The sequence below is a fragment of the Pseudoalteromonas sp. NSLLW218 genome (assembly GCF_015864775.1).
Classification (GTDB): domain Bacteria; phylum Pseudomonadota; class Gammaproteobacteria; order Enterobacterales; family Alteromonadaceae; genus Pseudoalteromonas.
This window is the reverse complement of record NZ_JADYWO010000002.1, coordinates 216324-242972: the sequence shown is the minus strand read 5'-3', so window position 1 is coordinate 242972 and position 26649 is coordinate 216324. Positions and strand designations below refer to the sequence as shown.

The following is a 26649-nucleotide window of genomic DNA, read 5'->3' as shown; positions in this document are numbered from 1 at the left end:
TTATTTGTAATTAAAAAATAAAAACTTATGCTATATTTACTATCTAGCTAAGTATCATCCTATCCTCCACTGAGAGTGTTTATAAGTGCGTTTGAGCAAAGTTTTTTTTCCTATCACCATTATTTTTTTACTATGCATTCAATGTACTTTTGCATCACAGAACTATGCTCAACAATTACAACGAATTTCTACTGACGAAGGTCTCTCGCAAAGTTACGTTTTGCAGACACAAGAAGACGAAATTGGCTATATTTGGATAGCTACCCAACAAGGTTTAAATCGCTTTGACGGGTATAAAGTAAAAACTTTTAATGGTGGCTTTGGCTTAGATAAACACTATATTTATGCGTTATTTAAAGCCGAAGACGGAAAGATTATCGTTTCAACTGATCTTTCTGGTGCGTTTATAATAGATCCCCTCACTTTAAAAACCGAAAAAATCTATTCAGGTCAAATAGATAAAGAACAAAAAATGTTTTCTCCAATCTCCGCGATGACCCAAAAACAAAATACTTTTTACTTCGCCATAGATGGTCAAATATATACATTTGATGAGACGAGTAAACGCTTTGCACTTAAACTAGCTCTACCAAATGAAGGTGACTACATTAGGTCATTAACGATATATAAAAATACTTTATATATTGGTACAAATGATGGCTTATACACGGCAAATATAGATAATTCAGAACTTGTAAAAATCCCTCTTCATCCCCCTGAAAAAAATACGATAGATAATGTAAACGTCAAATTCTTAAGTGTTGATAATGAATTAGGATTACTTGTTGGTACTGTTGAAGGCATGTATCAATTAGCATTCGATAATAACAAAAATATATCTGCAGCAAATATTACAACTTTAATCCCTGATTATAATATATGGGATTATGCCAATACTGTTTACGGGGAGTTTGTAGCAACCGAAAGTGGATTGTTTAGTTATCACCGTGAAACCAAAGAACTAGAGTTCATATTAAATTATGAAAAAAGTAAGTTTAATATTAGTGAAAACTCAATCAACGACCTAATGATTGATAAATCGGGTGTACTTTGGCTAGCTTCTAGAACCCAAGGAGTGTTTACTTGGCCAGTCAAAACTCAACGGTTTAAACATATTTTTTTACCTGGGAATAATACTGTTCATGCTGCCTATCAAGATAAAAATAATATTATATGGCTAGGGACCGAAGATGGTATTGCGCGCTACGACCAAGTTACAAATAAAAGTAAAGTATATTTAAGCTCGACCGACTCAAAAGCTATATATGGAGCATCTGCCGTTTATGATATTTTTCCGTCTTCAATTGGCGATAATCAATTCCTTTGGCTTGTTACTTTCAACGGGTTCAAACTTTTTGATAAGCAAACAGGTAAAGTTATTGAAAACCAAGACATAGAGAATGATGTAATTAACCGATCAAACTTATTTGGCTTTTCCCAATTATCTGCAGACACATATGCATTTATGTCTGATGATAACTTTTATCTTTTTAATGAAACAACCGGAAAAACAAGAATTATTAAGGGACTCAAAGAGCAAGTCGACCCTTTATTTTCTTACGCTTTTTATAAACACCTCGACACACATCCTGAAGAGTTTGTGCTTGGTACATCAAAAAGTTTTTTTAGGTACAACGAAAAAACGAAAACTTTAACGACTATATTTCAGTCTTTTAACCCTAAAGAAGATATTTTTTACACTGTAGAAAACTTTTACTTAGACTCAAAACGGAATACTTTATGGTTGGCAACCACCCAGGAAGGCTTAATTGGTGTTGACCCAGTTACTTATGAGAGAAAACACTACATAGGATTAAAAAATTCATTTAATACTGACTCTATCTACTCATTACTTCCTGATCAAAATGGTTTTTTATGGGCAAGTACCGACAATGGTTTATACCAAATAAACCTAGATACACTCATTGTGGTGAGTTATTCAGTAAAGGACGGATTGAATATAAACCAATTTACTCCTATAGCTGCAACAATGTTAAATGATGACAGGCTAATTTTTGGCAGCAATGTCGGAGCTCTACTCTTTGACCCTCTAGACTTTGATGAAGAAGAGTTATTTAAAAAAAATAATGTAGCGATTACTGATATAAATCTTTTTACCAAAGAGCTCAATTATTACCCTCATCAATATCTTAGCCAACCACTTGAGCTCAGTTATGAAGATATGGGGTTGACGGTTAGTTTTTCTAACTTTTCTTACCCCAATATAGACAAAGCGTATTATAAAGTTACCCTTTTAGGGCCAACGTCTCTTACATATGAAGACTTACAATCTAATCAAGTGTTTTTCACAAAGCTCCAACCGGGTAGTTACTCACTAAAAATATCAGCACATAATCGCGATGGTATTGTTACAAGCGAACCAGCCACGCTTAACATCAACGTAGCTTACGCTCCATGGAAGTCGCCCTTTGCTATTGCCGCCTATATAGCCTTAATACTAGCCGTATTGTTTTTTATTTTTTGGCAATACCGCAGCCGCCAAGTTGCAATAGAACAAGCTCATAGAGCGACTATTCATTCGCAAAAGCAAACAGAGCTCGCGCTTAAAAATAACAAAAGTGGCGTGTGGGATTATAATTTTAAAGATGCTTCCGTAAGCACGCTCAGAGGAATTGAATTAGGCTATACAGACTTGCCTGTACGCGTACACATAGAACAATTTTTGGCGCTAATACACCCTGATGATCGACGTCGTTTTGAAAACCAATGGGAAAACTACTTCAAATACAAAAAACAACAAAACTGGCAAGCAACCTATCGCTTACAGCACAAAGATGGCCATTGGTTATGGTATCAAGATACAGGTCAAGTTATATATGATCCTCAAACAAATGAGCCGTTATATGTTTCTGGCATATATACTAATATCACAGCGCAACGTGCTAACGAGCAACAAGCAAAAATTTTAGGTGAAGCGTTCAGCCAAATAAATGACTGGCTCCTTATACTCGATAAACATTTAATGCCATTTTCTGCAAACAACAGTTTTATTGAAACATTTTCAAATGAAAAAGTAGCCACTAAAATTAGTCCTAAATTGTTCATAAAAGCGATTGGTAAAGATAAGTGTAAAGAGTTTGCTGGTATTTTAAAAAAATTAAAACCGACAGAAAACTGGCAAAGTGATGCTTATATAAAAACAGCAAGAAATAACGAACATCCAATTCATATAAGTGCCACAGCAGTTACAAAAGATACTGCAAGTTACTATGTGGTGGTTATTACAGATTTAACCGAGCAAAAACGTGCTGAAAACGAATTGCGCTATTTGGCTAACTTTGATCCTCTAACGCATCTCCCAAATCGTAGTTTAATGTATCAAAACATTGAAAAAGCGATTAAATATGCCGATGAAAGTAATACACAATGCGCATTATTATTTATTGATTTAGATAAGTTTAAACCTGTTAATGACTCTTTTGGCCACGCAGTTGGCGATAAGCTCTTGTGTAATATTACCCAAAGAGTGAACGGTATGCTCGGCGCAAACGCAAAACTTGGCCGACAAAGTGGTGATGAATTTTTAGTGCTGATTCAAAATATAAAATCGCTTCAGTCTCTTCGCGATACAGTAAGAAAAATTAGTAATGAGTTAGCTAATAAAGTAATTATTGAAGACTTCTCTATTAATATTTCAGCCAGCATTGGCGTTGCTTTATACCCATTCGATGCTGTAACCACCGATTTACTTATCCGTAATGCTGATGTAGCCATGATGCACGCTAAACAAGGCGGGAGAAACGACTTTAAGTTTTTTAGCGATGAAATGAATGAGCTGATAAAACAAAAGTTACTGCTCGAAAATGATTTAAAAGATGCAGTGAAAGACAACCGATTTTTTAATCACTATCAGCCTATCATCGACATAGAAGAAAAAACGATAAATGGCGTGGAGTTACTCATGCGCTGGAACAATCAAGGACAGTTAGTATCGCCTGCACTTTTTATTCCTGTCGCAGAGGAAACCGGTTTAATAGAACTCCTTACTGAGCAAGCATTGCAACGAGCTCTTATTGAACTTGCACCTATACTCAGTGAAAACCCATTGTTTTACATATCTTTAAACTTATCGCCTAAACACATTTTAAAAACAAACATAACCCAAAGGTTAATGTCTATATTAGCGGACTCTCAAGTTCATCCAAGACAATTAAGACTTGAAATAACAGAGAGTATTTTACTAGAAGATAAACTCAAAGCAGCCAAGCAGCTACATAACTTAAAAGCTGCTGGCTTTAAATTACTACTTGACGATTTTGGTACAGGTTACTCGTCACTCACCTATTTGAGCCAATTTCCTATTAATGTTATTAAAATAGATCAAAGCTTTGTAAACAGTATTGGTATAGATAAAGGTGATGAGTCAATTATTAAGACCATTCTTTCATTGGCCGAAAACCTAGATCTGTACTGTATTGCAGAAGGAGTAGAAACGCGCGAACAGATGAACTTTTTAGCTGGAGTTGGATGCAATGTACTGCAAGGTTACTACTTTGCAAGGCCAATGGATGCTAAAGACTTACGTAAAAGCGATTGTTTTAGCAATATCATTGATTTGATTTAAAACATTAAAAGCGTGCTAATCAGTTTTACACGCTTTTATATTAATTTGTATTAATGAATGTGATGGCATTCGTGGCTTTCAATTTGTAATACACTATTGTGTACATTAAATTTTTCAGCTAACAGTTGTTCTACTTTCATACGACATGCTTCATCGTGCTTTTCAATAGTACAATGTTCTTTAAGGACAACGTGTGCGCCTACTACTACACCCTTATATTTTCGCGTGACAGTGACGTTATGGACATTGTGAACATGCTCCATATCTGTAATCTCACTTTCAATATCTGCTACTTTAGGGAGTTTAGCCTTATTTAAGCGTAAACCTTTTATACAACTAATAATGACCTTAACACCGGTAAACAACACGAAAGAGGCGATTAACATGCTCGATAAAATATCGATAACAACCCAGCCCGTAAAATATATAAGAATACCAGCCACAAATGTCGATACTGTCGAAATCAAATCAAAGAATGAATGTAAAAATACCGCGTAAACATTAATACTCGCTTTGCGGCCTTTATATAAAACCCATGCAGCAGCACCATGAAACAAAAAACCAATAGCAGCAATAACCGACATTAAATAACTATTAATAGCCAGCTCATTTCCTTCATGCTGGTGTATATAGCGCTCACCACCTTCATACAAAATAATTAAACTTATTGCTAGATATAAAAACCCGTTCACCAGACCGCCTAGAAGCTCAGCTCTTTGATGACCATCGTTATAGGTTTTAGCAAAATGAATAGCGAGACTTGATGCAATCAGTGCGATGAATAACGAACTATTGTGAACAAACAAATGCCCCGCATCGGCAAGTACAGCAAGCGAATTAGAATAATAAGCACCTATAACCTGAATTACCATAAACGAACACGTAATTGCTAGCGCAATAAGTAACCGACGACGAGAAGCTTGATGTGTAGTGATTTCTGTCATGAAATGCTTGAATAACCTATACTTAAAGTGCAAATAAGCCAAAGATGGCTTAGAGTAGAAAGGGTAATGATATACAGTATCAATTATAATACGTACTACCCTTAAACGCACTAAAAACTTAGTAAATCAAAAAAAATGTGCTAATAATTAGTAGGTAAAAACAATAAAAATACAATAGATAACAATTTAATTGTGGCTTAAACACATGGAGAGTTAAGTGAGTAATAATCGATCAGATGAAATGTGGCAAAACATGAAGTTACTGCCATTTTGTATATTACTTTATGATGCCAATGAAGATATATTCAAAGTTAACAGTCAGGCACTGAGTTTATTTGACTTAGAAGAGCAACCACATTTTAAAAAAAACGATTTTGCACATATCACTTTAACCAATCATCACAGTAAAAAAGAACTGTTAATCGAAGATCTATTCTTAGACTATTTTACAGCAAATAATCAATGCCAGTTTGCTTTATCAAAACAAACATCTAAATTACTACTCAATGTAAAATTTGCAAAATTACCTAACTCACATTCAATTATTATCATTGATATATTAAATAACAATGTCGAAGAACAATATGATTTTGATAATATTATTTCGAACATATCAACTGACTTAATTGATATTCAAAACGACGACGTTGATAAGCATATCAACTATGCATTAAAAGCTATTGGTACCGTATGCCACGCAGATAGAAGTTATTTATTTAAGTTTGCCAAGGACGGTAAAACAATAAATAACACTCACGAATGGGTCAATAACGATATACAAGCATTTAAAGACGACTTACAGGACCTTCCAAAAAGCGATCTCCCTTATTTTTTTACTTTAATGGCCCGTACTCACTTATTTAGAGTTAACGATGTAACGTTGTTACCTATTCAAGCAACGAGCGAAAAAATAATTTTTCAGCGACAAAAAATAAAATCAGTTCTTTGCATCGGGTTACGTTATGACAAAGAGCTCGTTGGCTTTATAGGCTGTGATTGCGTTGTTCAAAAGAGAAACTGGACTGATTTAGACCTTATTCGCCTAAGGTTAGTAGGTGAAATGCTTGCTAATGCTTTCAAAAATTTAAATTACAAGCAAGAGCTACAAAAAACTCAGCAGCAACTCATTAATGCCAACCATAAACTCAACAAACAAGTTAATACTGATGGCCTTACAAACATTGCTAACAGACGCTGTTTTGATCAAACTTTAAAATGCGAAATAAAACGCGGCGCACGTAATAAAGAACCCATTAGTTTAATAATGTGTGATATTGATTTTTTTAAGCGTTATAACGATAACTACGGGCATCAGCTCGGTGACGAAGTGTTAAAACAAGTTGCCAAAGCGCTGCATGATCTTTGTAAACGTGAAGGTGATTTAGCCGCTCGTTTCGGTGGTGAAGAATTTGCGATAATTTTACCTGCAGTCGACACAGATCATTGTCAAAGGTTTGCTGTTCTTATTCAGGAAAAAATCGCAGAACTCGCAATTGAACATAATTTTTCAAGTGCTAGTAATTACCTCTCTTTGAGTATTGGATTTTATAGCCTTATACCCAATCAAAAAACAACACCTAAAGAAGTAATAAATAACGCCGACATAGCCCTTTATAACGCAAAAGAAACAGGCAGAAATAAAATAGCCAGTTTTAAAAAAATAACTATATGAATCTAAAAAATAATTTGATGATTAACCGAGCGCTTTGGTAAATACCAATTAACGAAAAAAGATAGCCTTTACCTTATTATTCTATTTATAGATAAAACTTCAGCTAATCGAAGCTTAAAAGAATAACCTCACTATCATGGTAATCAGCACATGTACTGAGATTACAGTAAAACGGGCGGCTCAAACTGCCCGTTTTTTATGCCTGAGATTTGAAATACAGTGCCTTGTTGACTAGCAGTATTATTAATCGTTTCATCAAATGCCGATGTTACAAGTAAAAACTCAGCATTTTCACCACCAAATGCAGTGCAAGTCGGTTTTATTGCACAAAGCTTGATTGTTTTAATTAGCTCACCGCCTGGGGATAAACATATAACACACCCCATTCCCCACACAGCTAGCCACAAATTACCTAATTGGTCGGTTACACAGCCATCGGGGTCAACATCAGTATCATTAAATTGATAGAAAACACGTGGCTCAGAGCAAGGTTCGCCAGTTTGCTCATCCAAATCTAATACATAAATACAACTCGTTAAAGAGTCGCAGTAATAACCGCGTAAACGTGGCTTATCAAAGCACAATCCATTTGGGATACTCAAACCACTTACAACGACTTTAAGCTGGCGTTTATAATAACGGTATATTTTACCATCAGCTTTTTTAGCATTTACGTCCATTGTACTTAACCAAAAGCCACCCCATGGATCAGCGCGGCCGTCGTTTGAACGCCTATTTAGCTCTGTATTTTCAATATTAAAAATAAGATGGCGAGTGCTCGAATTAATATGGTATTTGTATAAACCTGTACTTGTACCTAGCAACAAGTGCTGCTCATCAATCCACGCTATTGCACTGAGTGTATCGGGCATATTAATTGTTTTTAGTTGGCTTTCGCTGTGTATTTTTTTGCTTAAAAGTAATTTTTTATTTATGTCGACCCAAAAAAAAGTATTCAGCATAGGGTGCCAAAGAGGACTTTCTGCAAGCTGATTCTGTGTGCTTTCAAAAATGGTTACGCTAGGGTCAAACATAAATACTTATTCTTTATTATTAACAAAGCCTTGTAACCCAAACCTTACCAGAAAACAGTTGATTTCGCGATGTGTACCTGGCTTTAATTTATTAACACGCTCTAGTGACTGCAAAATCAATATCATTGCACCACCGGCTAATTTTAAAGTTGGGCGTACCACTAAAAAGTTTGAAATACTTAATAGTGGTTACAACATTGGAGTTAATACTGCAAAGGCCTTTTTAGCTAAAGATCTGCATTATTTAACCTAATAATTGCGGTGCTTTACCTGCAATAACTGCGGTTAGTAAACCAGCTAACATAGCTCCCACAACGGCGCATATTGCACCCCCTAAAATACCGTAAACACTCATAAAACATATCAGCGCTAAACCAAATAGCAGTGTACTTAAAAATGTTTTGACCAATAATGTAAGTGTGTTTTTTCGTATATTGAGCATCATTAATAGTAAACTCACCATCGCAATTGTAATTAGTAGCTCGTTCATGCGGGTTGTACCTCAACTTGTAATTTTTGTGTGTTTTTTATTTTTAAGGCACCAAACATACACCCGAAACCCACCACCATAAAACTTATATCTACTACCGCAACAAGCGAGCTATTAAAGTTAATAACATTGCTCACGCCAAATAGGATGTTAAGCGGCAGCACCAAAGCAAGCGAAGCGCCGCATAGTAAAAGAGTCAGCTTGAAATAGTTTTTATAATCTATGGGTAATACACTAAAGAGTAACCATGCCAACCACGTATAAAAAAACACGGGTCCAAAAAAGCTATTTTGCGCCACACCAATAACGGTATAATTAAGTACAACTTGCACAGGAAATAGCACAAAGCTTGCTAATACCAAGCCACCACAACTGCCTATAATAAAGCGATTCCAGCGTGCATATGCCTGCATACTCAGTGAAGGACTACTGCCACGTGTACGCTTTGCTAGCCACATCATCATGCCCGAAATAGGTAAAAGCGCAGTACTTAAACCAAGTAATACCCAAAGCAGTTTGACAAACACCCCTGCAAAGTTTCCAAAGTGCAGCGGAAACATCAGCTCAATTACTTTTATTGAAACACCTGAAATATCACCAAAACTACTCATCGACTGTACAAACTCACCATTGCCTTGGTAATGCAGTAACTGAGAAGCAACAGCCTCGCCACCTAACAAACGCAAATATACCTGCGCATTCGCATCGTTATGCGCCATTATTGTGACATCTCTAATTATTGCTTCAGGGTAACGACTATGAGCATGCTCTAAAATAGTGTCTATTTTTGTAGGTTGCTTAATGTGGCTAACTACAGGCTCAGGAATGGCGGTAAACGTTTCTATTAACTTATCTTGATCGCCACCAAAGCTCACAAACGCAGCTGCTGGTAGTAAAAGAATAGTCGCGAGTCCTAAAAATGATCCTGTAAAACCAATCACAATATTAAATACGCTACCCCAAATACCTATAACCTTATGAGCATCGCTTATTGCAATATCTAACCCTTTATCTCGCCTAAACGTAAAGAGCTCTTTTATCAATTTGCGATGAATAAACAAGCCTGTCACTGCACTTACTAAAAGCGTTAAACCTAAAAACCCAGTGAGTATTAACCCAATTGGTCGCCCTAAATGCAAATCTGCATGAAACTCACCTATATAAGTTGGCGCATCCGTTTTTTTATTGGCGTAAAACTCTTTACTAGGCCCATAGTAAGTATTTTCCAGCGCCAATGTATTGGGATGAAATTGAAATACTCTGGCCACCTCTTGGTCGTAATTTTCATCGCCATGGTGAGATTCAAATACCAACGTTAATAAATGAAAGTTATGCCCACTTGGTAAAAACACATGAATGTTTTCGCCAAATTCACTAGGTACTTGTTTATGATATTCGTTTACTAATCTATTAATTTGCGCGCTGGCAACGTGTTGGCTAGATTGTAGTTCTGGATTAGCCCATATTTTTAACTCAGGTCGCGACAGAACTGCTAATGCGCCGCTAAATGCAACAATAAATAGCAGTACCGCAGTAATAATTCCTACCCAGCTATGTAATAAAAATAGCTTTTTTAAAGTAATCGACTTCATCCCTGCCCCTGCGTTAACGCCCAAAAACTCAATAAACCATGTAATACACACAATGCAATCATGACTACAAAAGGTTGCCATACTTTTTGCGCCAAATACGCATAAATAAACAACGCAGTCCAAATAACAGGAAACAGTAAAATAGGCAGTAATATTTGTTCATTCATTTGAAATGGTAAATAGGTTGTCATACCCGGAATCATTATTACCGCAGTAACTAGCGCTAATACACACGCAATTAAGTGCCTTCTCCGTGTAGCTGTAAACGTTTTTTTATTATTCATTATTCGCTCAGTAAATTTGCCCAAACATATACAAAACAGTATATGCAAATGATAACAATTACCATTATATTGTACATTTAATGTTTAATGCAATTTATTAAACAAATTAAGTCTAAAAACACTGTTGGTTTGCCTTAAGAGCTTTTATGCTACGCCTCGCAATTTAGGTACGCAGTAATGCGTCATTTCAGTTAAGCCGAGTTCGGGCTTTTTAATTTTTCAGGAAGCAGTAAACCGTGGATATAATTAACGCGATTATTTTAGGTATTATTGAAGGTATAACAGAATTTTTACCCATATCATCAACTGGGCACTTAATTGTAGCGTCAAAGTGGTTAGGCATTGAATCAACAGACGCTAACCTCGCCTTCGAAGTCATTATCCAACTTGCCGCCATTTTAGCGGTACTAGCCAACTATAAAGATAAGTTTAGCCCTAAACATTTCAATTTATGGGTGAAAGTTGCCATTGCATTTATTCCTTTGGGTATTATTGGTTTTATATTTAGTGATGTAATAAAAACACTGTTTAGCGTACCAGTAGTAGGTGTTATGTTTATTGTAGGCGGTGTGATTTTTTTACTATTAGAGCGCAATTATAAAGAGGCTCAATGCACAACTACCGATGTAACCCAAGTTACTTATAAACAAGCTCTTTGGATTGGCGTAGCACAAGTATTTGCGTTAATTCCAGGGACTAGTCGTGCTGGAAGTTCTATTGTTGGTGCCATGTTATGTGGTTTAAACCGAAAAGCCAGCGCTGAATTTTCATTTTTACTTGGTTTACCTGTACTTGCAGCAGCCTCAGGGTACGACTTACTTAAACATTACCAACTGTTTAGCTTAGATGACCTAACTGCCCTTGCAGTTGGCTTTTTAACGTCTTTTATAGTCGCTTATTTTACTATTAAACTATTCATACGCTTTCTAGAAAATTTCACTTTTGTTAGTTTTGGTCTTTACCGAATCGTATTTGGTGTTATTTTATTAACTATAGCCTACACATAAGAGAACATTATGACCGAAAAAATAAACGAAGAAGCACTCCACGCACTTAAAATAGCCTTTACTTACATGCCTAAAGCGATTGAAGTGACAAAGTATGAATATGGCGAGCGCTACCAAAGCGTACTTGATCACATTGAAGCTGTACGTGAAACGCTACTTATTAACGATGTAGACCCGGAAGAAGTTGGCGGCGATATAAATCCTGAGTACACACCAAACTCAACCTACTAAATATAAAACACTGAGCATTATATAATCATCATTACACTCAGCGTTATATTAATGCTCTATTATTCTACAAAACATAAGGTTATAAATTTAAAGTGTACGCATCAGTTTTAGTTATCATCGATAAAAACTGCTAAACTTACTTAGTAATTAATAAATATGCCTTTAATTGGCTTTTATATTGTATAAATTGAACAAAAGCTTACGGGGTGTTTCCTTTTGAATTTTTTAAGACGTTTTCACGATATAGTTTCGAATCAGTCGTTTGATTTTCAAACCAAAATCAATAAACTTTTAATCTTTGGATTAGAAGTATTCGAGCTAGAGCTAGGCATTATTAGTAAAGTAGATGAGAACAGTTATACCGTTTTATATGCCATAACCCCCGACAACTCACTTTTACCCGGTACTGTGTTTGACTTACAAGGTACATATTGTGTACATACGCTATCGGCTGGCTCCGCACTTGCTTTTCATAAAGCCTCTCAAAGCGCAATTGCGAACCACCCCTGTTATATAAACTTTCAGTTAGAGTCTTATATTGGCGCGCCAATAAAAATTGGTGATAAAATATTTGGTACCGTCAACTTTTCATCCGCAAAAGACTCCCTCGCTTTTAACGATGATGCTTACGACTACATCGAATTATTTGCGCAATGGCTAGGCTCGGAATTTGCTCGCGCACAAACTAAAGAACAACTCATAAAAAATAGTAATACCTTATTAAAGCTAGAGCACGTTGCAAATATAGGCACCTGGGAAGTTGATTTAATCTCTGACAAAATCACCTGGAGCGAACAAACATACCTCATACATGAAGTAGATGAACAATTTCAACCACAAATGAATTCTGCAATCGAGTTTTATAAAGAAGGCCCAAGTCGTGAAGGTATAACTCGCGCTGTAGAATTAGCCATAGAAAAAGGCAAAAAATGGAATTTAGAGCTAGAGGTTATAACAGCTAAAAACAACCATTTGTGGGTGGCTACTTTTGGCGAGGCTGAGTTTGAAGGCGAGCGCTGCATAAGGTTATTTGGCACCTGCCAAGATGTAACCGAGTCAGTCAAGCTTCGAGAAGAGCTTAAACAAAAGCAAGCTCAAGCAGAGCGCTTACTTGAAGACAGAAGCATGCTCTTTGCTAAAATCAGCCACGAATTAAGAACCCCTCTTAACGGTATCACAGGCATGCTAACCACATTAATTGATGAACATAGTGAAGAAGTACGTGCTGAAAAAATAAAAATAGCACTTAGAAGTGCTGATATTTTGCTCAGCATTATTAATGAGGTGCTCGATTTTTCTAAAATTAATCATGGTGAGCTAAAGCTAGAGCCTACTGACTTTTTGTTAAAAACAATTTTTACCGATTTAACTTCTTTATACACACCACTATTTAAAAATACGCATGTAACGCTACAAGTAAATAATACAATTGATGATGACTGCTGGGCTTTTAGTGACAATACTCGACTAAGCCAGATTGTTTCTAATTTATTGAGTAATGCACTTAAATTTACTGAAAATGGTTCAGTTACACTAAACACCAGCCTTTCTAAAGTAAAAGCTAAGTTAAGTTTAAACATTGAAGTGTCTGATACAGGCCGCGGAATGAGTAAAGGCTTTTTAGAGTCACTGTTTTCTCCTTTTTCTCAAGAAGTAGATGCTAAAAATTCAAAAGGTGGCACAGGCCTTGGGCTTGCAATAGTAAAAGAGCTTGTTGAATATATGGGCGGCAAAATAAAGGTAAAAAGTACACCTAATAAAGGCACTACGTTTTTAGTAAATATTCCTATAGAGCCAGGTAAAGAGCAAAAACAAGAAAGCCTTAAATCAAACTTAGACACTAACGGCAGTGACTTATCTGTACTTGTTGTTGATGATAACGACATTAACAGATTAGTTTTACATGCCTCGCTAGATAAGTTGAATATTAAAGCAGACTCAGCCGTTGATGGCCAAGATGCAGTATTAAAATGTCGCCAAAAACATTATGACCTTATTTTTATGGACTGCGTAATGCCCATACTCGATGGATTTGAGGCAACAAAACAACTTAGAGCAGAAAACATCTGTCCAGATGAAGAAACTTACATAGTGGCTTTAACAGCAAATACCTCATCACAAGACAAACTGGCCTGTAAACAAGCTGGCATGGATATGTTTATATCAAAACCTTTTAAGTTACCAATACTCGAAAAAGCAGTTATTAATGCGCTTGAGCATACAGCTAACGTTAGTTAACGTTTATAGTTAACTTATTGGTTAAATAGGGATATAAAATGAAAAGTATAATAAGAACAATACTATTTACGGTGCTTTGTTTAGCAATATTTAAAGGCGTTTCCACTGAGCAATGGGGGTCATCAATAACGGTAATTATCGTATCAGGCATATTGCTGTTAGTTACATTCATCAGTGCTAAGTCATCACGTGGATCATCAGCTTATACTGGCAGTGACTCATCAGTTTCCTCTAGCAGTAACTCATCGCACTCTCACACACATTGTAGCGGCGGTGATTCTGGCGGTGGGTGCGATTAGATCGTGTGCTAATTCTTAAGTATTAAAAAAGCCGCCTTTGGAGAAGGGCGGCTTGGGTTAACAAACAGCTATGGGTGTAGCCTTGCTGTTATATCAAGAGAGTTTTTACTAATTACATTAAGCAGCGCTTTGATCAGCTTCTTCAGAGTGGCGAATTAAATAATCAAATGCACCTAAACTTGCTGTTGCACCGCTGCCCATTGCAATAATAATTTGTTTAAACGGAGTATTGGTTGCATCCCCCGCGCCATAAATGCCTGGTAATGAAGTTGCGCCTTTAGCATCAATCAGTATTTCACCAAATTTGCTTAATTCAAGGTCGCTATCTTTTAACCATTCTGTATTAGGTATTAAGCCTATTTGTACAAATATACCGGCAAGTTCAAGCTCTTTGCTCTCTCCCGACACTCTATCTGTGTACATTAAGCCAGTTACTTTTTTACCATCACCAAGTACTTCGGTTGTTTGTGCACTTTTGATAATAGTAATATTAGCCATGCTTTTAGCTTTACGAATAAGCACTTCATCAGCACGTAGTGTGTCTGCAAATTCAAGTACCGTAACGCTTTGCACAATATTAGCTAAATCGATTGCAGCTTCTATACCTGAATTACCACCGCCAATTACGGCAACAGGTTTACCTTTAAATAAAGGACCATCGCAATGTGGGCAATATGCCACACCATGGCCGCGATATTCTTGCTCCCCTGGTACGTTCATTTCGCGCCAACGTGCACCGGTGGCAAGTACGAGCGACTTAGCTTTAAGTACTGCGCCATTTTCTAGTGTAATTTCGTAGCCATTGTTATAGCCAAGTGCCGCTGCACGCTGATTATGCATTACATCTACATCGTATTCTTTAACGTGCTCTTCAAGCTGGGCAACCAACTTTGGCCCCTCTGTCGCCTTAATCGAAATAAAGTTTTCTATTGCTAATGTATCTGCAACTTGTCCACCAAACCTGTCGGCAACAATGCCTGTATTTAACCCTTTTCGTGCTGAGTAAATCGCAGCCGATGCGCCCGCAGGCCCACCACCAATTACAAGTACATCAAATTTATCTTTTTCACTTAGCGATTCAGCTTGGCGCTGTGCCCCTTTGCTATCTACTTTATTGAGTATGTCGGTAAGGCTTAGTGCACCTTGGCTAAATGGTTCGCCATTTAAATATACAGCCGGTACAGCTAAAATATTTCGCTCTTCTACCTCACTTTGAAATAATGCGCCATCAATCATGGTCGCTTTAATATTGCTGTTTGTCGCTGCCATAGTATTAAGTGCTTGGACTACTTGCGGGCACGTTTGGCAACTTAAACTTATGTATACTTCAAAGTTGAGTTCTTGAGTGAGCGATTGTATTTGCTCAATGTCTTCGCTTTTAGCTTTACTTGCGTGTCCGCCAGTATGTAAAAGTGCTAACACTAAGCTTGTAAATTCGTGGCCCATAGGTACGCCTGCAAACGTAATATGAGTGTTTTTAATAGGTGAATGTACAACCATCGACGGGCGACGCGCGCTTGTATCTGGGTTGTTTATTACCGTAAATTTATCGCTCAGTGAAGCTAAATCGTTCGCTAAGCTTTCTACTTCTGCTGATTTTTTGCTGTCATCCAAGGCAATAAGCAGCTCAACAGGTTGAGTAAGCGATTCAAAATGGCTTTTTAATTGATTTTTTATGTTGTTATCTAACATGGCTTAACCCTTTTAGGAAAATTTAAACAGCAAGCCTCCCATGCCAAATAATGCATGTGCTTAAACAAGTATATTGATATAGGAGGCACCAACAAACGGATGTTCGTTGATTTAAGGGCAGTTACCTGCCCTCATAGTAGGAATAAATCTATACTTAGATTTTACCAACTAGGTCTAGTGAAGGTGCAAGTGTGTCTTCACCTGGCTGCCAAGATGCAGGACAAACTTCACCGTCGTGAGTTGCAATGTATTGTGCAGCTTGTACTTTACGAACTAGTTCTTTAGCGCTACGGCCAATACCTAAATCGTGAGTTTCGATAATTTTAATTTCGCCTTCCGGGTTCATTACAAATGTTCCGCGAAGTGCTAAGCCTTCTTCTTCAATCATTACGCCAAAGCTACGAGTAATACGTCCTGTTGGGTCGCCAATCATTGGGTAAGTAATTTTACCAATTGTGTCTGACGTATCGTGCCATGCTTTATGAGTGAAGTGAGTGTCAGTAGATACTGAGTAAACTTCTACGCCCATCTCTTGAAGTTGTGCGTAATGATCTGCAACATCGCCAAGTTCAGTAGGACATACAAACGTAAAATCAGCTGGGTAAAAGAAGAAGATTGACCATTTACCTAGAACATCTTTTTCAGACAATTCTACAAAGTCACCGTTGTGGTAAGCGGTTGCATTGAATGGTTGTAATTTTGTATTGATTAATGAAGTGCTCATGGTATTTCCTCATCTATATTTAATGTATTTAAAAAGTAATCAACGCTTTCGTTTAAAACGACCTTCTGCGTTGGCTTGGTTAATACAATAAGGCTAATGAGAAATTAAATGAAATTGATTGTTTAGATTAAAACAATCGGTTTTTTGGATTGAACTATATAATCTCTTTTACCGTAAGCATTATTTGAATTGTAAACGCTGGCGAATTATTAAGATCGCTAATCGCAATACTGCTACAATAGCCGCGCTTCAAATAAGTCATTAAACATAAGGCACGCTGTAATGGAAAAATTTGTTAACCACATACAACTAGGTTACTTAGGCTTAATCCCGTTTTTAGGGTGTGTGGGTTGGCCACTTATGTTTGGCAGTAATAGCCTTAACTTAGAGTTTTTTACTTTTTACAGTATCGCCATTTTAGTATTTATGGCAGGTAACTTGTGGCGCGCCGGAGAGCAAAGCTATAGCAATGCAATTAAAGCGGTATTACCTGTTATCCCAGTTCCATTTTTATCATTTTTACCTGTAGAGTGGGCACTGGCTTGGCTAGGTGCTAGTTTTTGGTTAGTACTTATATTTGAAAAGGCCACTCCACAATGGCAAACCTACCATAAAGATTATCAAAAAATGCGTGTAGTACTTACCTCTGTTGTGTTTGTGTGTCACATTCTTACTATTGGTATGAGTATTTATCCTAAATAGCAGCTGTAAACTTAAATGTTGCACAGTAATAAGGTAATATCTGCGCACTGCTATTTGAGGACACACCATGATTGACCAATTACGCCAACAACTCGACGAACTTGGCGAAAACTACGTAGAAAAAAACGCGGCATTTAAAATTAAAGTGATCCCATTTTTTTGTGCTATTCGCATTAAAAAAGATCATAAAAGCGAAGGTCGTTTGAGTTTTTATTCAAGTCAATTACTCGAAATTTTCTTGGTTGTCTTATTTTTGCTATTCGGTTTAATGCTTTACGATACAAATGCAGGGTTTACCCACGGGCCTATTCATATTGCCTTTGCCATTTTAATTACCTTTAATCTTATTATTAAACAAATCGCCATTGAAGGGTTAAAAACACGCCTTGCTTTTCATCGTTTACTTGCAGCGCAGTCTCAAAAAAGTACGCCTGATGCCGATAACACACCAACTAAACCATTTTAATTTATGTATTTAAATCCTCAATGGCGAATACTCACCGTAGGCGATGGCGATTTATCGTTTTCGAACGCTATTTACACTCATCTATCGCCAAAAGCTTTGGTTGCATCCACTTACGATGACCAAGCTACTATTGAGCAAAAGTATCATCACAATGCACTTAGCAACTTAAAAGCGCATAACGTTGAGGTACTTAATGGTTTTGATGTAACAAACCCCGCGTGTTGGCAAACTCTAAGTGAAAACCAGTACAGCTTTGACGTGGTTATTTTTCAATTTCCGCTTATACCCGCGTTTGTTGGCCGTGAAGCGTTTGAAAACAACACGCGCCAAACCAGTATGAACGTATTAAACCGCGCTTTGCTGCATCAATTTATTAAATACGCTAACGAATACGCGCTTGATAAAAATGGCCCAATGCTGTGCTACATCACTTCAAAGGATGTAAAACCTTATCGAGAATGGAATATAGAAGGGAGTTTAAATAACGGTTTAAACGCTGATTATTTAGGCCAAATCCCATTTGATATTAGCCATTTTGAAGGTTACAAAATTCGTAATGTTGACCGTGATAAACACGTAAAAGACACCAGCGGTATCACTTACGTTTTCAGCCAAAAAGGTATTAATACACACACTAGCGAATTAAGCTCACGCCTCACAAAGCCAGCATACTTAACACCAAACCACTGCCCTCTTTGCCGCGTTGGACCCTATATGGCAAGCGAGGACGAAATCAAGCATCTAAATGCTAAAAAGCATCAGCAAATGCTGCACCTTGAAAGCGATTGGCAACAATGGCTAAATGAATTTTATAGCTAATTAATAGCCCTACTAAAGTTGATTCAATTAAACATTTGCCTGTTTAATTAAATCAGCTGCTTTTTCAGCAATCGCAATTACAGGTGCATTTGTGTTGCCGGTAATAATGGTAGGCATAATCGACGCATCGACTACGCGTAAGTTACTTACCCCGTGTACTCGCAAATTAGTATCCACCACTGCCATTGGATCTTGCCCCATTTTACATGTACCAACTGGGTGATACTCGGTATCTGCCGTTTGGCGTATAAATGCAATCAGCTGATCATCATTATTTATATCAAGCGGGTAGATCATTTTACCGCGTATGTTATCAAAAGCTTTACTTTGCATAATAGCGAGTGTTTTTTTAAGGCCAGCAATCATTACAGCTAAGTCGTCTGGGTGGCTTAAGTAATTAGGGTCAATAAGTGGAGCACTACGCGGGTTGCTGTCGGCTAATGTTATAGTACCTCGGCTTTTAGGGCGCATAATACTGCTGTGTATACTGTAACCATGCCCAGTGTGTAATTTACGACTATGATCGTCCACCAGCCCAATCACAAATTCTAGTTGCACATCGGGCGCTGGCGAGCCTTCAAATAATTGAATAAACGCGTGCGACTCTGCAAAGTTACTGGTTAATCGCCCTTCTCGCTTACTAAACCAGTTAATGCAGCCTTTAATAATGCTCGCAATACCAAGTGGGCTTATACCAAAGGTACCCTTATTTGTTTTTGATTTATAAAGTGGCACTACCGTTAAGTGATCTTGTAAATTAGCGCCAACACCTTCAAGTACGTGCTCAACTTTAATGTTATGTGCGCTTAGCTGAGCTTTAGGGCCAATACCTGAAAGCATTAATACCTGCGGCGAATTAATAGCGCCAGCACTAAGTATTACCTCTTTTTTAGCACGTAAATTAATAACCTCTTTATTACGCTCTATTTGCACACCTTGCGCTATCTTATTGGTTATATTTATTTTATTAACGTGGCTATTGGTTAATACCGTTAAATTGGGGCGGTTTAAATGCGGTGTTAAATATGCTTTTGCTGCACTACAACGCTCGCCATTGTGCTGAGTTACCTGCGATAAACGTGCACCACTTTGCTCTTTGCCATTTATATCGTCGCTTAAATTAACGCCCTGCTCAGCACAGGCATTTAAAAAGTATTGGTTTATATTGCTTAGATTATTTAGCTCTTGTACATGTAGCGGGCCTTTTGTTCCGTGCAGCTCATTATTTATAAACGCTTTATTGTTCTCAGCTTTAATAAAGTACGGGAGTAAACTATCAAAATCCCAGCCTTCATTACCAAGCTGTGCCCAATTATCGTAATCGTACTTATTACCTCTTATATAAACCATTGCATTAGTCGAGCTCGACCCACCCAGCACTTTGCCACGCGGCACAAAACCACAGCGGTTATTAAGCTCTTTTTGTGGCACCGTATTGTAATGCCAGCTATTTATGCCATAAGGCACACTCGCTGCTATGCCTGCTGGCATTTGTACAAATACACTGTTATCACTACCGCCTGCTTCAATTAAGCACACACTTACATTTTTATCCTCAGACAATCGCGATGCCATCACGCAACCACCACTGCCTGCGCCAATTATAATGTAATCATACTCTGTGCTCATACAACTTAACCGTTTACTTTTTATTTACACCACAATACATAAAACCAGCTCATTAATCGCTATTTATATTGCGTAAACCCTCAGCTAAAAAACGACAATAATTAAAGCCTAAACACGTTAAAAACTTAACTTTTAAAATAAACACACCAAAATTTAAAATGATACAATTATCGCTCTTATATTTTCTAGGGAGTGAGCATGAACTTTGTTATTGTTGGCACCAATTTTATTAGCGACACACTGTTAGCCGCTGCAAATACGTTAAACGATTTTAATTTATATGGGGTGTGCTCGCGCGCAGTATCAAGCGGTGAAGCGTTTTTAGCAAAACACCCACAAAATACACAAGCAAAAATTTTCACCTCAATCGAGCAAGTTTGCCAAGATCAAAATGTTGATGCTGTCTACATAGCCGCCCCTAACAGCTTACATAAACAATACGCTGTTATGTGCCTAGAAGCAGGTAAACATGTCCTTGGCGAAAAACCATCAGCAGCCAATTCTAAAGAGCTTGCAAGTATTATAGCTACAGCAAAAAAGCATCAGCGCCTCTACATGGAAGCCATGATGACCACTCACTTGCCTAACTTTGCAGGCCTACAACAGGCAATGGAAAAAATTGGTACACCACGTAAATATATTGGCCAGTACAGTCAATATTCATCGCGTTACGATAAATACAAAAATGGCGAACGTCCAAATACGTTTTTACCCGAATTTGCTAATGGTGCTTTGGTTGATTTAGGGATTTACCCACTGTATTTATTAATTGCACTTTGGGGAGCGCCGCAAAGCGTGAGTGCCAGTGGCATATTACTTGATACAGGTGTAGATGGTGCGGGCGATGTATTACTAAACTACGCAGATAAACAAGCCGTTATTAGTTACTCCAAAATATCGCAAGGCGACAACATAACCGAAATACAAGGCGAGCATGGACGCATACGTATAGAAGCTGTATCGCAACTAAAAAAGATTGAATTTATTGCTAATAATGGTGACGTAGAAGTTATATCCCAGCCATTTGATGAGCACTTTATGAAATACGAAGTTGAGCATTTTATGTCATTAGTGAAGCAAAATATTTTTGAATCACCCGTTAATACACATATTTTAGCCAGTAACGTAATGAGCGTTCTTGATGAAGCGCGCAAACAGCTTGGGGTTGTGTACCCTAACGACTAATTAAATAAAATATGGGCGTTAACCAACGACAGTTAACGCCCAGAAGAAAGCTTAAATAGCTCTCGTACAACTACACATTTTACAAAACACTTTTAAATAATAGCGATCCCCATCCGTGGGCAATCAAATACTTCTACAACAAACTTAACACTGACAACCTAAACTCAGTTTATTACCAATATTTATTATTCAATAACCTTAAAGCTAACCTAACACATAAAAACATTACCAATCAAGCTGGCCAATTGCATTATTTTGAACTAAATTGGTAATACAAGAATACAACCATTGGTGTATAGTGGTTTTTAACCACAACATCGCGTTAGAATTTTGACATAATAGTGAATTTTGAGGTAACCTCTGGTATTAACAGTTGGTTTTGACTTTTAGGCCCCAGAGGCCATTATTCCTTAAGGTAATGAAGGTAAAGTATGGGTAATCGTCGCTTATTTTGGCGCATAGTTGATAAAATTGAGTCTTTAATAAATCAAGGCGAATTTTCTGCTGGGAGTCGTTTACCACCTGAACGTGAACTTGCAGAAATGTTTGATGTAAGTCGCCCTACCATTAGAGAAGCTATTATCGCATTAGAAGTACGTGGCCGAGTTGAAGTTAAAACCGGTTCTGGTGTATACGTAGTAGAACAAAAAAATACATCTATAAAATCAAAAGAGATCAGTGCATTTGAACTTACGCAAGCGCGTGCATTAATTGAAGGCGAAATTGCCGCTTTAGCTGCTCAAAGCATTACAGAAGAAGAATTAGAGCAACTAAATAAAACATTAATCGCCATGGAAAAAGGCATTTATGTTGAGCAAGCTGACCGTGAGTTCCATGAAATAATTTCGCGAGCAACACGCAATAAAGCACTTGAGTTTGCAGTATCTAACTTGTGGGATTTACGTTTAACAAACCCACAAATTGTTGCTGACTATAGTAGTGTATGTAAAAACAATAACGAATGCGTTATGGACGAACACACCGCTATTTATACAGCCCTAAAGTCTCATGATGCAAATGCAGCTCGCAGCGCAATGCACAAACATTTTAACCGCTTAATTAATGCTTTATTTGATGCCGTAGAGTCGCGCGCACTTGAAGAAATTAAACGCAAAAATAATGAAAAACGAGGCCTTTACTCTCTTGATGGCTTAGTTAATAAAAGTGCCCATTAGGGCCTTTTAACCAACTGATTAAAGTTAGCAAGCACCTGTTTGCTAACTTTACCTCTTACTTTATTAACCCACCCTATTTAATATTATATTAATTGCACTATTTTTGGTCGCAAACACTTACCTATAAATTTAAAAAAAGATACTATGCCGCCATTAATATCGGGCGGGTTTAGCTTTTATACTCCCTGCATTACATAACTAATTGATAGAGTTACTCAACTCAAGGATAAAAATGCGAGCATCTTCAAAAAGTTATTTACTGGCTATCGTGTGTGTACTGCTTGCAATGATGACCATTCAAACGGGCGCGTCATTTGCAAAACAGCTTTTTCCTATTGTTGGCCCTGAAGGTACAACTGCCCTTAGGCTTGGTTTTTCTGCCCTAATACTTTGCTTAGTGTTTAAACCTTGGAAACACTTACCTACTTCTGGTAATCGTATTTCTATAATTGTGTATGGTTTAAGTTTAGGCGGCATGAACATTTTGTTTTATTACGCCATTGAACGTATTCCACTTGGCATAGGCGTAGCGCTCGAATTTACAGGCCCGCTGGCTGTTGCCTTATTTTCATCGCGCCGTAAACGTGATTTATTTTGGGTTGCCTGTGCTATTGCCGGTATTTTGCTTTTACTTCCTGATATGAGCGGCCAAGACAGCCTTGATCCATTGGGTGTTGCACTTGCTTTAGGTGCAGGTGCTTGCTGGGCTGCTTATATATTATTTGGTAAAAAAACGGGCACACAAAGCTCTGGTGGAGCAACTGTCGCATTGGGAATGACCGTTGCCGCTATAGTGCTAGTACCTTATGGCGGTATTTTACAAAGCGCCGCGTTTACATGGGAAATTATCCCATTGGGTATTGGTATTGCCATTTTATCAAGCGCATTGCCTTACACACTTGAAATGGTTGCACTGCGTAACATGCCCTCGCAAGGATTTAGCGTAATGATGAGCTTAGAGCCTGCAATAGCCTCGCTCGCGGGGTTTATTATACTGGGTGAGTTACTTACTTTATGGCAGTGGCTCGCTATTTTACTTGTGATTGTTGCATCTGTTGGTAGCTCGTTTTCAAATGCAAAAAAGCAGGTTGCTTAAGTAAAACTGTAATCGACTAATTCTAAAAAATAAAGCCACCGCATAAGCCGTGGCTTTTTTGTTGCAACGTAATTAGCTTACCGTCTTACTTTGCTTTTTAGTTGTAACCAAATAGCCAATCAACGAAATAAGCGGCATACCCGTAGCAACCAGTGCAATACCTGTCCAACCACCCGCTTCATATAATGGGCTGGCAATAAGCGAGCCTACTGCGCCACCTACAAATATACTCGTCATGTAAATAGCGTTTAAACGCGCACGGCTTTGTGGCTCTAGTGCATACACTGCACGTTGACCCAATACCATATTGGCCTGCACAGCAAAATCAATAAACACACCGGTTAATGCCAATACTATAATGCCGTAAGGTAGCTCAAATAAGCTTGGTAAAAAGCACACTGCTGCAATTACTTTGGCCAGTAACGATACCTGATGTGTATAGCCTTTATCTGCCAAACGCCCAACAATGGGGGCTGCTACAGCACCTGCCGCACCCACTAGTGCAAACAGTGCTATTTCTGATTGAGATAAACCATACTCACGGGCAAGCACAACCGGTACGCTTGTCCAAAATAAGCTGAACGATGCAAACATTAATGCTTGAAAAAGAGATCGTTGGCGCAGCACTGGTTGGCTTATCATTAACTGTTTAAGCGATTTTAATAACTTAAAATACGTTGTTTTATGGGTAGGTTGCCTGCTTGGAATAGCAAAATAAATTACGCCTGCAATAAACACCATACACCCTGCTGCAAAGTAAAATACAGCACGCCAACCAAAGTAATCGGCTATTAAGCTCGATATAGGTCTTGCCAGCAAAATACCTAACAACAGGCCAGCCATAATATTGCCTAAGACTTGCCCGCGTTTTTCGTCAGACGATAAATGCGCAGCAAGCGGAATTAGCACCTGAACAGAAACCGAGCTAATACCTATCATTAAACATAAAATAAGCATTACATTAGGTGAGTCAGCAAGTGCAGTCCCCACTAAGCTTAAAAATGACACACCAAGTGTGATCAACATGAGCTTTTTATTTTCAACTAAATCAGCTAACGGCACTAAAAAAAACAACCCCAAAGCGTAGCCTATCTGTGTAAGCGATACGATAAGGCTAGCACTGTGTGCACTTAATCCCACCTCTGGGGCGAGTAACTCAATAATAGGTTGAGCGTAGTAAATATTGGCAACAATAAGGCCACAACACAAAGCAATAATAGTAACGAGTGTATTGCTAAGTGGTTGTGGTGAAACGCCTGTTTGAGTCATGTGTGTCTCTACTTTATAAAAATAATAAAACCCAACCCGCAAACGCGGGTTGGGTTTTGCTTAGGGCGTGTTTTATTTAATTGGAGATGGCTGCCCATGTGGGCTTGAGCGTAAATACTGTTTAGGTGCTGTTACTGTAGCGCAAAGCTCTGCAGCTGCATGCCAAGGCCAATGCGGGTTATATAAAATGCCACGCGCAAGTGCTACGCCATCGGCTTGCTGCTCACAAATAATATCTTCGGCTTGCTGCGCCTGTGTAATTAAACCCACCGCTATAACAGGCATTTTAACTGCTTCTTTGATAGCTGTTGCAAACGGTACCTGAAAATTAGGTTTAACAGGTATTTGTTGTTCAGGGCTTAGGCCCGCCGTACTTACATGAATAAAATCACAGCCGAGTTCATCAAGCGCTTTACTTAGCACTATCGATTGATCTAAATCCCAGCCACCTTCAACCCAATCGGTTGCCGAAATACGTACACCCACTGCTTTTTCACTAGGGAATACCGCTCTTACTGCTTTAAACACGTCAAGCAATAAACGCATTCTGTTTTCTAGGCTACCACCGTAGTTGTCATCGCGCTTGTTTGAAAGTGGCGACAAAAACTGGTGTAACAGGTAACCGTGTGCACCATGTAGCTCGATTAAATCAAGGCCGAGTTCATCAGCGCGTTTAGCTGCACTTACAAAGTCTTTAATTAATGAGTCAATATCAGATTGGCTCATTGCTTTTGGTACTGGGCTTTTATCGTCATATGCAATTGCAGAAGGAGCGAGCGTTTGCCAGCCATTTACGTCATCAGATGCAATCGCATCGCCACCGTCCCATGGTTTTTCAGTTGATGCTTTTCGCCCAGCATGTGCTAACTGAATGCCAATAGGCATAGGGCTGTATTGCCTTACTGCTTTTAGACTTTTATCTAACGCTTGTTGTGTTTCGTTATTCCAAAGCCCTAAATCGCCGTAGCTAATACGCCCTTCTGGGTTTACTGCTGTTGCTTCTAAAATAAGTAACCCGGCACCGCTTAAGCTCAATTGGCCTAAATGAATAGTGTGCCAATCGCTAGCAGCGCCATTGTTTGCTGAATACTGGCACATGGGTGCAATAATAATTCGGTTATCTAACGTTACTTGCCCAAGTGATAAAGGCGAAAATAGTTGGCTCATTGTTAATCCTTAAAAAACACGCACAAAAAAGTGCGGACAAAATAAAAAAGAGAATACGAAGCGGCAATCAAACACGCCCACTCAAAAGCTTATGCAGTCACTTATAATTACGACTATCACTCATAATGGGGATAAAAACACACTTTAATAGTGCTAATAAAAGTATAAGTAATGACATTATGAAATATTAATTTTAATGTAATAATCTGTTTAACGAGCACGTCATAAAGCCAGCTTTAAAACATGAATGACTATTTACCTTTAAACAAGGGTGTAATTTTTAACCTAACTGTACCTAATTCCACTAAGCTATTGCTTGTATTGCCTATTAACCAAATAAAAACCCTGA

Annotated in this window: 22 protein-coding genes and 2 pseudogenes; 14 read left to right on the top strand and 10 right to left on the bottom strand. The window is 37.9% G+C overall.

What is annotated here, in order from left to right:
* Window positions 1-85 precede the first annotated feature (85 nt).
* Window positions 86-4585 (top strand): EAL domain-containing protein, encoded by a 4500-nt coding sequence (locus I6E80_RS03810; RefSeq protein ID WP_197184844.1) that lies wholly within the window; start codon window positions 86-88, stop codon window positions 4583-4585.
* Between the two features lie 50 nt (window positions 4586-4635).
* Here I6E80_RS03810 and I6E80_RS03805 read toward each other — a convergent pair whose 3' ends face one another.
* On the bottom strand, window positions 4636-5529 hold the full coding sequence (locus I6E80_RS03805) for a cation diffusion facilitator family transporter (protein ID WP_024600569.1): 894 nt from the start codon (window positions 5527-5529) through the stop codon (window positions 4636-4638).
* A 217-nt stretch (window positions 5530-5746) separates the two neighbouring features.
* On the opposite strand from I6E80_RS03805, the gene I6E80_RS03800 reads away from it, so the two are divergent.
* Both I6E80_RS03800 and I6E80_RS20405 read left to right on the top strand, forming a co-directional pair.
* Entirely contained in the window at window positions 5747-7201 is a 1455-nt protein-coding gene (locus tag I6E80_RS03800; RefSeq protein WP_197184843.1) for a diguanylate cyclase, read from the top strand.
* 21 nt (window positions 7202-7222) lie between these two features.
* A pseudogene (locus I6E80_RS20405) lies at window positions 7223-7324 on the top strand (paraslipin); the annotation flags it as partial.
* 38 nt (window positions 7325-7362) lie between these two features.
* Here the strand turns inward: I6E80_RS20405 and I6E80_RS03795 are convergent.
* A complete protein-coding gene (locus I6E80_RS03795; RefSeq protein ID WP_197184842.1) occupies window positions 7363-8235 on the bottom strand; it encodes an SMP-30/gluconolactonase/LRE family protein in 873 nt (290 codons plus the stop codon).
* Between the two features lie 103 nt (window positions 8236-8338).
* On the opposite strand from I6E80_RS03795, the pseudogene I6E80_RS20600 reads away from it, so the two are divergent.
* Window positions 8339-8488: pseudogene (locus I6E80_RS20600) on the top strand (DUF6363 domain-containing protein); the annotation flags it as partial.
* Here I6E80_RS20600 and I6E80_RS03790 read toward each other — a convergent pair.
* From I6E80_RS03790 to I6E80_RS03780, 3 genes are read right to left on the bottom strand one after another with little or no spacing between them, the layout of a single operon-like run.
* On the bottom strand, window positions 8480-8725 hold the full coding sequence (locus I6E80_RS03790; protein ID WP_197184841.1) for a hypothetical protein: 246 nt from the start codon (window positions 8723-8725) through the stop codon (window positions 8480-8482). The pseudogene I6E80_RS20600 and the gene I6E80_RS03790 sit on opposite strands and share 9 nt — an antisense overlap.
* A complete protein-coding gene (locus I6E80_RS03785; protein ID WP_197184840.1) occupies window positions 8722-10317 on the bottom strand; it encodes a PepSY domain-containing protein in 1596 nt (531 codons plus the stop codon). Before I6E80_RS03785 ends, I6E80_RS03790 begins: the two co-directional genes overlap by 4 nt.
* Window positions 10314-10601 (bottom strand): hypothetical protein, encoded by a 288-nt coding sequence (locus tag I6E80_RS03780; protein WP_024600574.1) that lies wholly within the window; start codon window positions 10599-10601, stop codon window positions 10314-10316. Before I6E80_RS03780 ends, I6E80_RS03785 begins: the two co-directional genes overlap by 4 nt.
* Before the next feature lie 236 nt (window positions 10602-10837).
* Between I6E80_RS03780 and I6E80_RS03775 the strand changes: the two genes are divergently transcribed.
* From I6E80_RS03775 to I6E80_RS03760, 4 genes are all read left to right on the top strand, one after another.
* Entirely contained in the window at window positions 10838-11608 is a 771-nt protein-coding gene (locus I6E80_RS03775) for an undecaprenyl-diphosphate phosphatase (protein WP_076924210.1), read from the top strand.
* A gap of 9 nt (window positions 11609-11617) precedes the next feature.
* Window positions 11618-11839, top strand: coding sequence for a penicillin-binding protein (locus I6E80_RS03770; protein WP_197184839.1), 222 nt, complete (start codon window positions 11618-11620; stop codon window positions 11837-11839).
* Window positions 11840-12055: 216 nt separating this feature from the next.
* Window positions 12056-14077, top strand: coding sequence for an ATP-binding protein (locus I6E80_RS03765; RefSeq protein WP_197184838.1), 2022 nt, complete (start codon window positions 12056-12058; stop codon window positions 14075-14077).
* A gap of 38 nt (window positions 14078-14115) precedes the next feature.
* Window positions 14116-14376, top strand: coding sequence for a hypothetical protein (locus I6E80_RS03760; protein ID WP_076915785.1), 261 nt, complete (start codon window positions 14116-14118; stop codon window positions 14374-14376).
* A gap of 117 nt (window positions 14377-14493) precedes the next feature.
* Here the strand turns inward: I6E80_RS03760 and ahpF are convergent, their stop codons facing one another.
* Window positions 14494-16068, bottom strand: a complete 1575-nt coding sequence (gene ahpF / locus I6E80_RS03755) for an alkyl hydroperoxide reductase subunit F (protein ID WP_197184837.1) — start codon at window positions 16066-16068, stop codon at window positions 14494-14496.
* Between the two features lie 154 nt (window positions 16069-16222).
* Window positions 16223-16792, bottom strand: coding sequence for an alkyl hydroperoxide reductase subunit C (gene ahpC, locus I6E80_RS03750; protein ID WP_008134426.1), 570 nt, complete (start codon window positions 16790-16792; stop codon window positions 16223-16225).
* Between the two features lie 282 nt (window positions 16793-17074).
* Between ahpC and I6E80_RS03745 the strand changes: the two genes are divergently transcribed.
* The 3 genes from I6E80_RS03745 (at window position 17075) to I6E80_RS03735 (ending at window position 18779) form a co-directional block, all read left to right on the top strand.
* Entirely contained in the window at window positions 17075-17494 is a 420-nt protein-coding gene (locus I6E80_RS03745; RefSeq protein ID WP_197184836.1) for a DUF3429 domain-containing protein, read from the top strand.
* A 67-nt stretch (window positions 17495-17561) separates the two neighbouring features.
* Window positions 17562-17960 (top strand): hypothetical protein, encoded by a 399-nt coding sequence (locus I6E80_RS03740; RefSeq protein WP_076924217.1) that lies wholly within the window; start codon window positions 17562-17564, stop codon window positions 17958-17960.
* Window positions 17961-17963: 3 nt separating this feature from the next.
* Entirely contained in the window at window positions 17964-18779 is an 816-nt protein-coding gene (locus tag I6E80_RS03735; protein ID WP_197184835.1) for a class I SAM-dependent methyltransferase, read from the top strand.
* A 27-nt stretch (window positions 18780-18806) separates the two neighbouring features.
* On the opposite strand, the gene I6E80_RS03730 is transcribed toward I6E80_RS03735, so the two are convergent.
* Window positions 18807-20408, bottom strand: coding sequence for a GMC family oxidoreductase (locus I6E80_RS03730; RefSeq protein ID WP_197184834.1), 1602 nt, complete (start codon window positions 20406-20408; stop codon window positions 18807-18809).
* A gap of 198 nt (window positions 20409-20606) precedes the next feature.
* Between I6E80_RS03730 and I6E80_RS03725 the strand changes: the two genes are divergently transcribed.
* The 3 genes from I6E80_RS03725 (at window position 20607) to I6E80_RS03715 (ending at window position 23864) form a co-directional block, all read left to right on the top strand.
* Window positions 20607-21593, top strand: a complete 987-nt coding sequence (locus I6E80_RS03725) for a Gfo/Idh/MocA family protein (protein WP_197184833.1) — start codon at window positions 20607-20609, stop codon at window positions 21591-21593.
* 431 nt (window positions 21594-22024) lie between these two features.
* Window positions 22025-22768, top strand: a complete 744-nt coding sequence (locus I6E80_RS03720) for a FadR/GntR family transcriptional regulator (protein WP_197184832.1) — start codon at window positions 22025-22027, stop codon at window positions 22766-22768.
* 232 nt (window positions 22769-23000) lie between these two features.
* Window positions 23001-23864, top strand: coding sequence for a DMT family transporter (locus I6E80_RS03715; protein ID WP_076924222.1), 864 nt, complete (start codon window positions 23001-23003; stop codon window positions 23862-23864).
* Window positions 23865-23936: 72 nt separating this feature from the next.
* Here I6E80_RS03715 and I6E80_RS03710 read toward each other — a convergent pair whose 3' ends face one another.
* Window positions 23937-25133, bottom strand: coding sequence for an MFS transporter (locus tag I6E80_RS03710; protein ID WP_197184831.1), 1197 nt, complete (start codon window positions 25131-25133; stop codon window positions 23937-23939).
* 72 nt (window positions 25134-25205) lie between these two features.
* Window positions 25206-26300: an NADH:flavin oxidoreductase/NADH oxidase gene (locus tag I6E80_RS03705; protein ID WP_197184830.1), complete on the bottom strand. Its 1095-nt coding sequence runs from the start codon at window positions 26298-26300 to the stop codon at window positions 25206-25208.
* Between the last annotated feature and the right edge of the window lie 349 nt (window positions 26301-26649).

Coding starts and splice junctions, on each gene's coding strand:
- I6E80_RS03805 (WP_024600569.1), bottom strand. CDS start 5,529: ATGACAGAAATCACTACACATCAAGCTTCTCGTCGTCGGTTACTTATT.
- I6E80_RS03795 (WP_197184842.1), bottom strand. CDS start 8,235: ATGTTTGACCCTAGCGTAACCATTTTTGAAAGCACACAGAATCAGCTT.
- I6E80_RS03790 (WP_197184841.1), bottom strand. CDS start 8,725: ATGAACGAGCTACTAATTACAATTGCGATGGTGAGTTTACTATTAATG.
- I6E80_RS03785 (WP_197184840.1), bottom strand. CDS start 10,317: ATGAAGTCGATTACTTTAAAAAAGCTATTTTTATTACATAGCTGGGTA.
- I6E80_RS03780 (WP_024600574.1), bottom strand. CDS start 10,601: ATGAATAATAAAAAAACGTTTACAGCTACACGGAGAAGGCACTTAATT.
- I6E80_RS03770 (WP_197184839.1), top strand. CDS start 11,618: ATGACCGAAAAAATAAACGAAGAAGCACTCCACGCACTTAAAATAGCC.
- I6E80_RS03760 (WP_076915785.1), top strand. CDS start 14,116: ATGAAAAGTATAATAAGAACAATACTATTTACGGTGCTTTGTTTAGCA.
- ahpF (WP_197184837.1), bottom strand. CDS start 16,068: ATGTTAGATAACAACATAAAAAATCAATTAAAAAGCCATTTTGAATCG.
- ahpC (WP_008134426.1), bottom strand. CDS start 16,792: ATGAGCACTTCATTAATCAATACAAAATTACAACCATTCAATGCAACC.
- I6E80_RS03745 (WP_197184836.1), top strand. CDS start 17,075: ATGGAAAAATTTGTTAACCACATACAACTAGGTTACTTAGGCTTAATC.
- I6E80_RS03740 (WP_076924217.1), top strand. CDS start 17,562: ATGATTGACCAATTACGCCAACAACTCGACGAACTTGGCGAAAACTAC.
- I6E80_RS03735 (WP_197184835.1), top strand. CDS start 17,964: ATGTATTTAAATCCTCAATGGCGAATACTCACCGTAGGCGATGGCGAT.
- I6E80_RS03730 (WP_197184834.1), bottom strand. CDS start 20,408: ATGAGCACAGAGTATGATTACATTATAATTGGCGCAGGCAGTGGTGGT.
- I6E80_RS03725 (WP_197184833.1), top strand. CDS start 20,607: ATGAACTTTGTTATTGTTGGCACCAATTTTATTAGCGACACACTGTTA.
- I6E80_RS03720 (WP_197184832.1), top strand. CDS start 22,025: ATGGGTAATCGTCGCTTATTTTGGCGCATAGTTGATAAAATTGAGTCT.
- I6E80_RS03715 (WP_076924222.1), top strand. CDS start 23,001: ATGCGAGCATCTTCAAAAAGTTATTTACTGGCTATCGTGTGTGTACTG.
- I6E80_RS03710 (WP_197184831.1), bottom strand. CDS start 25,133: ATGACTCAAACAGGCGTTTCACCACAACCACTTAGCAATACACTCGTT.
- I6E80_RS03705 (WP_197184830.1), bottom strand. CDS start 26,300: ATGAGCCAACTATTTTCGCCTTTATCACTTGGGCAAGTAACGTTAGAT.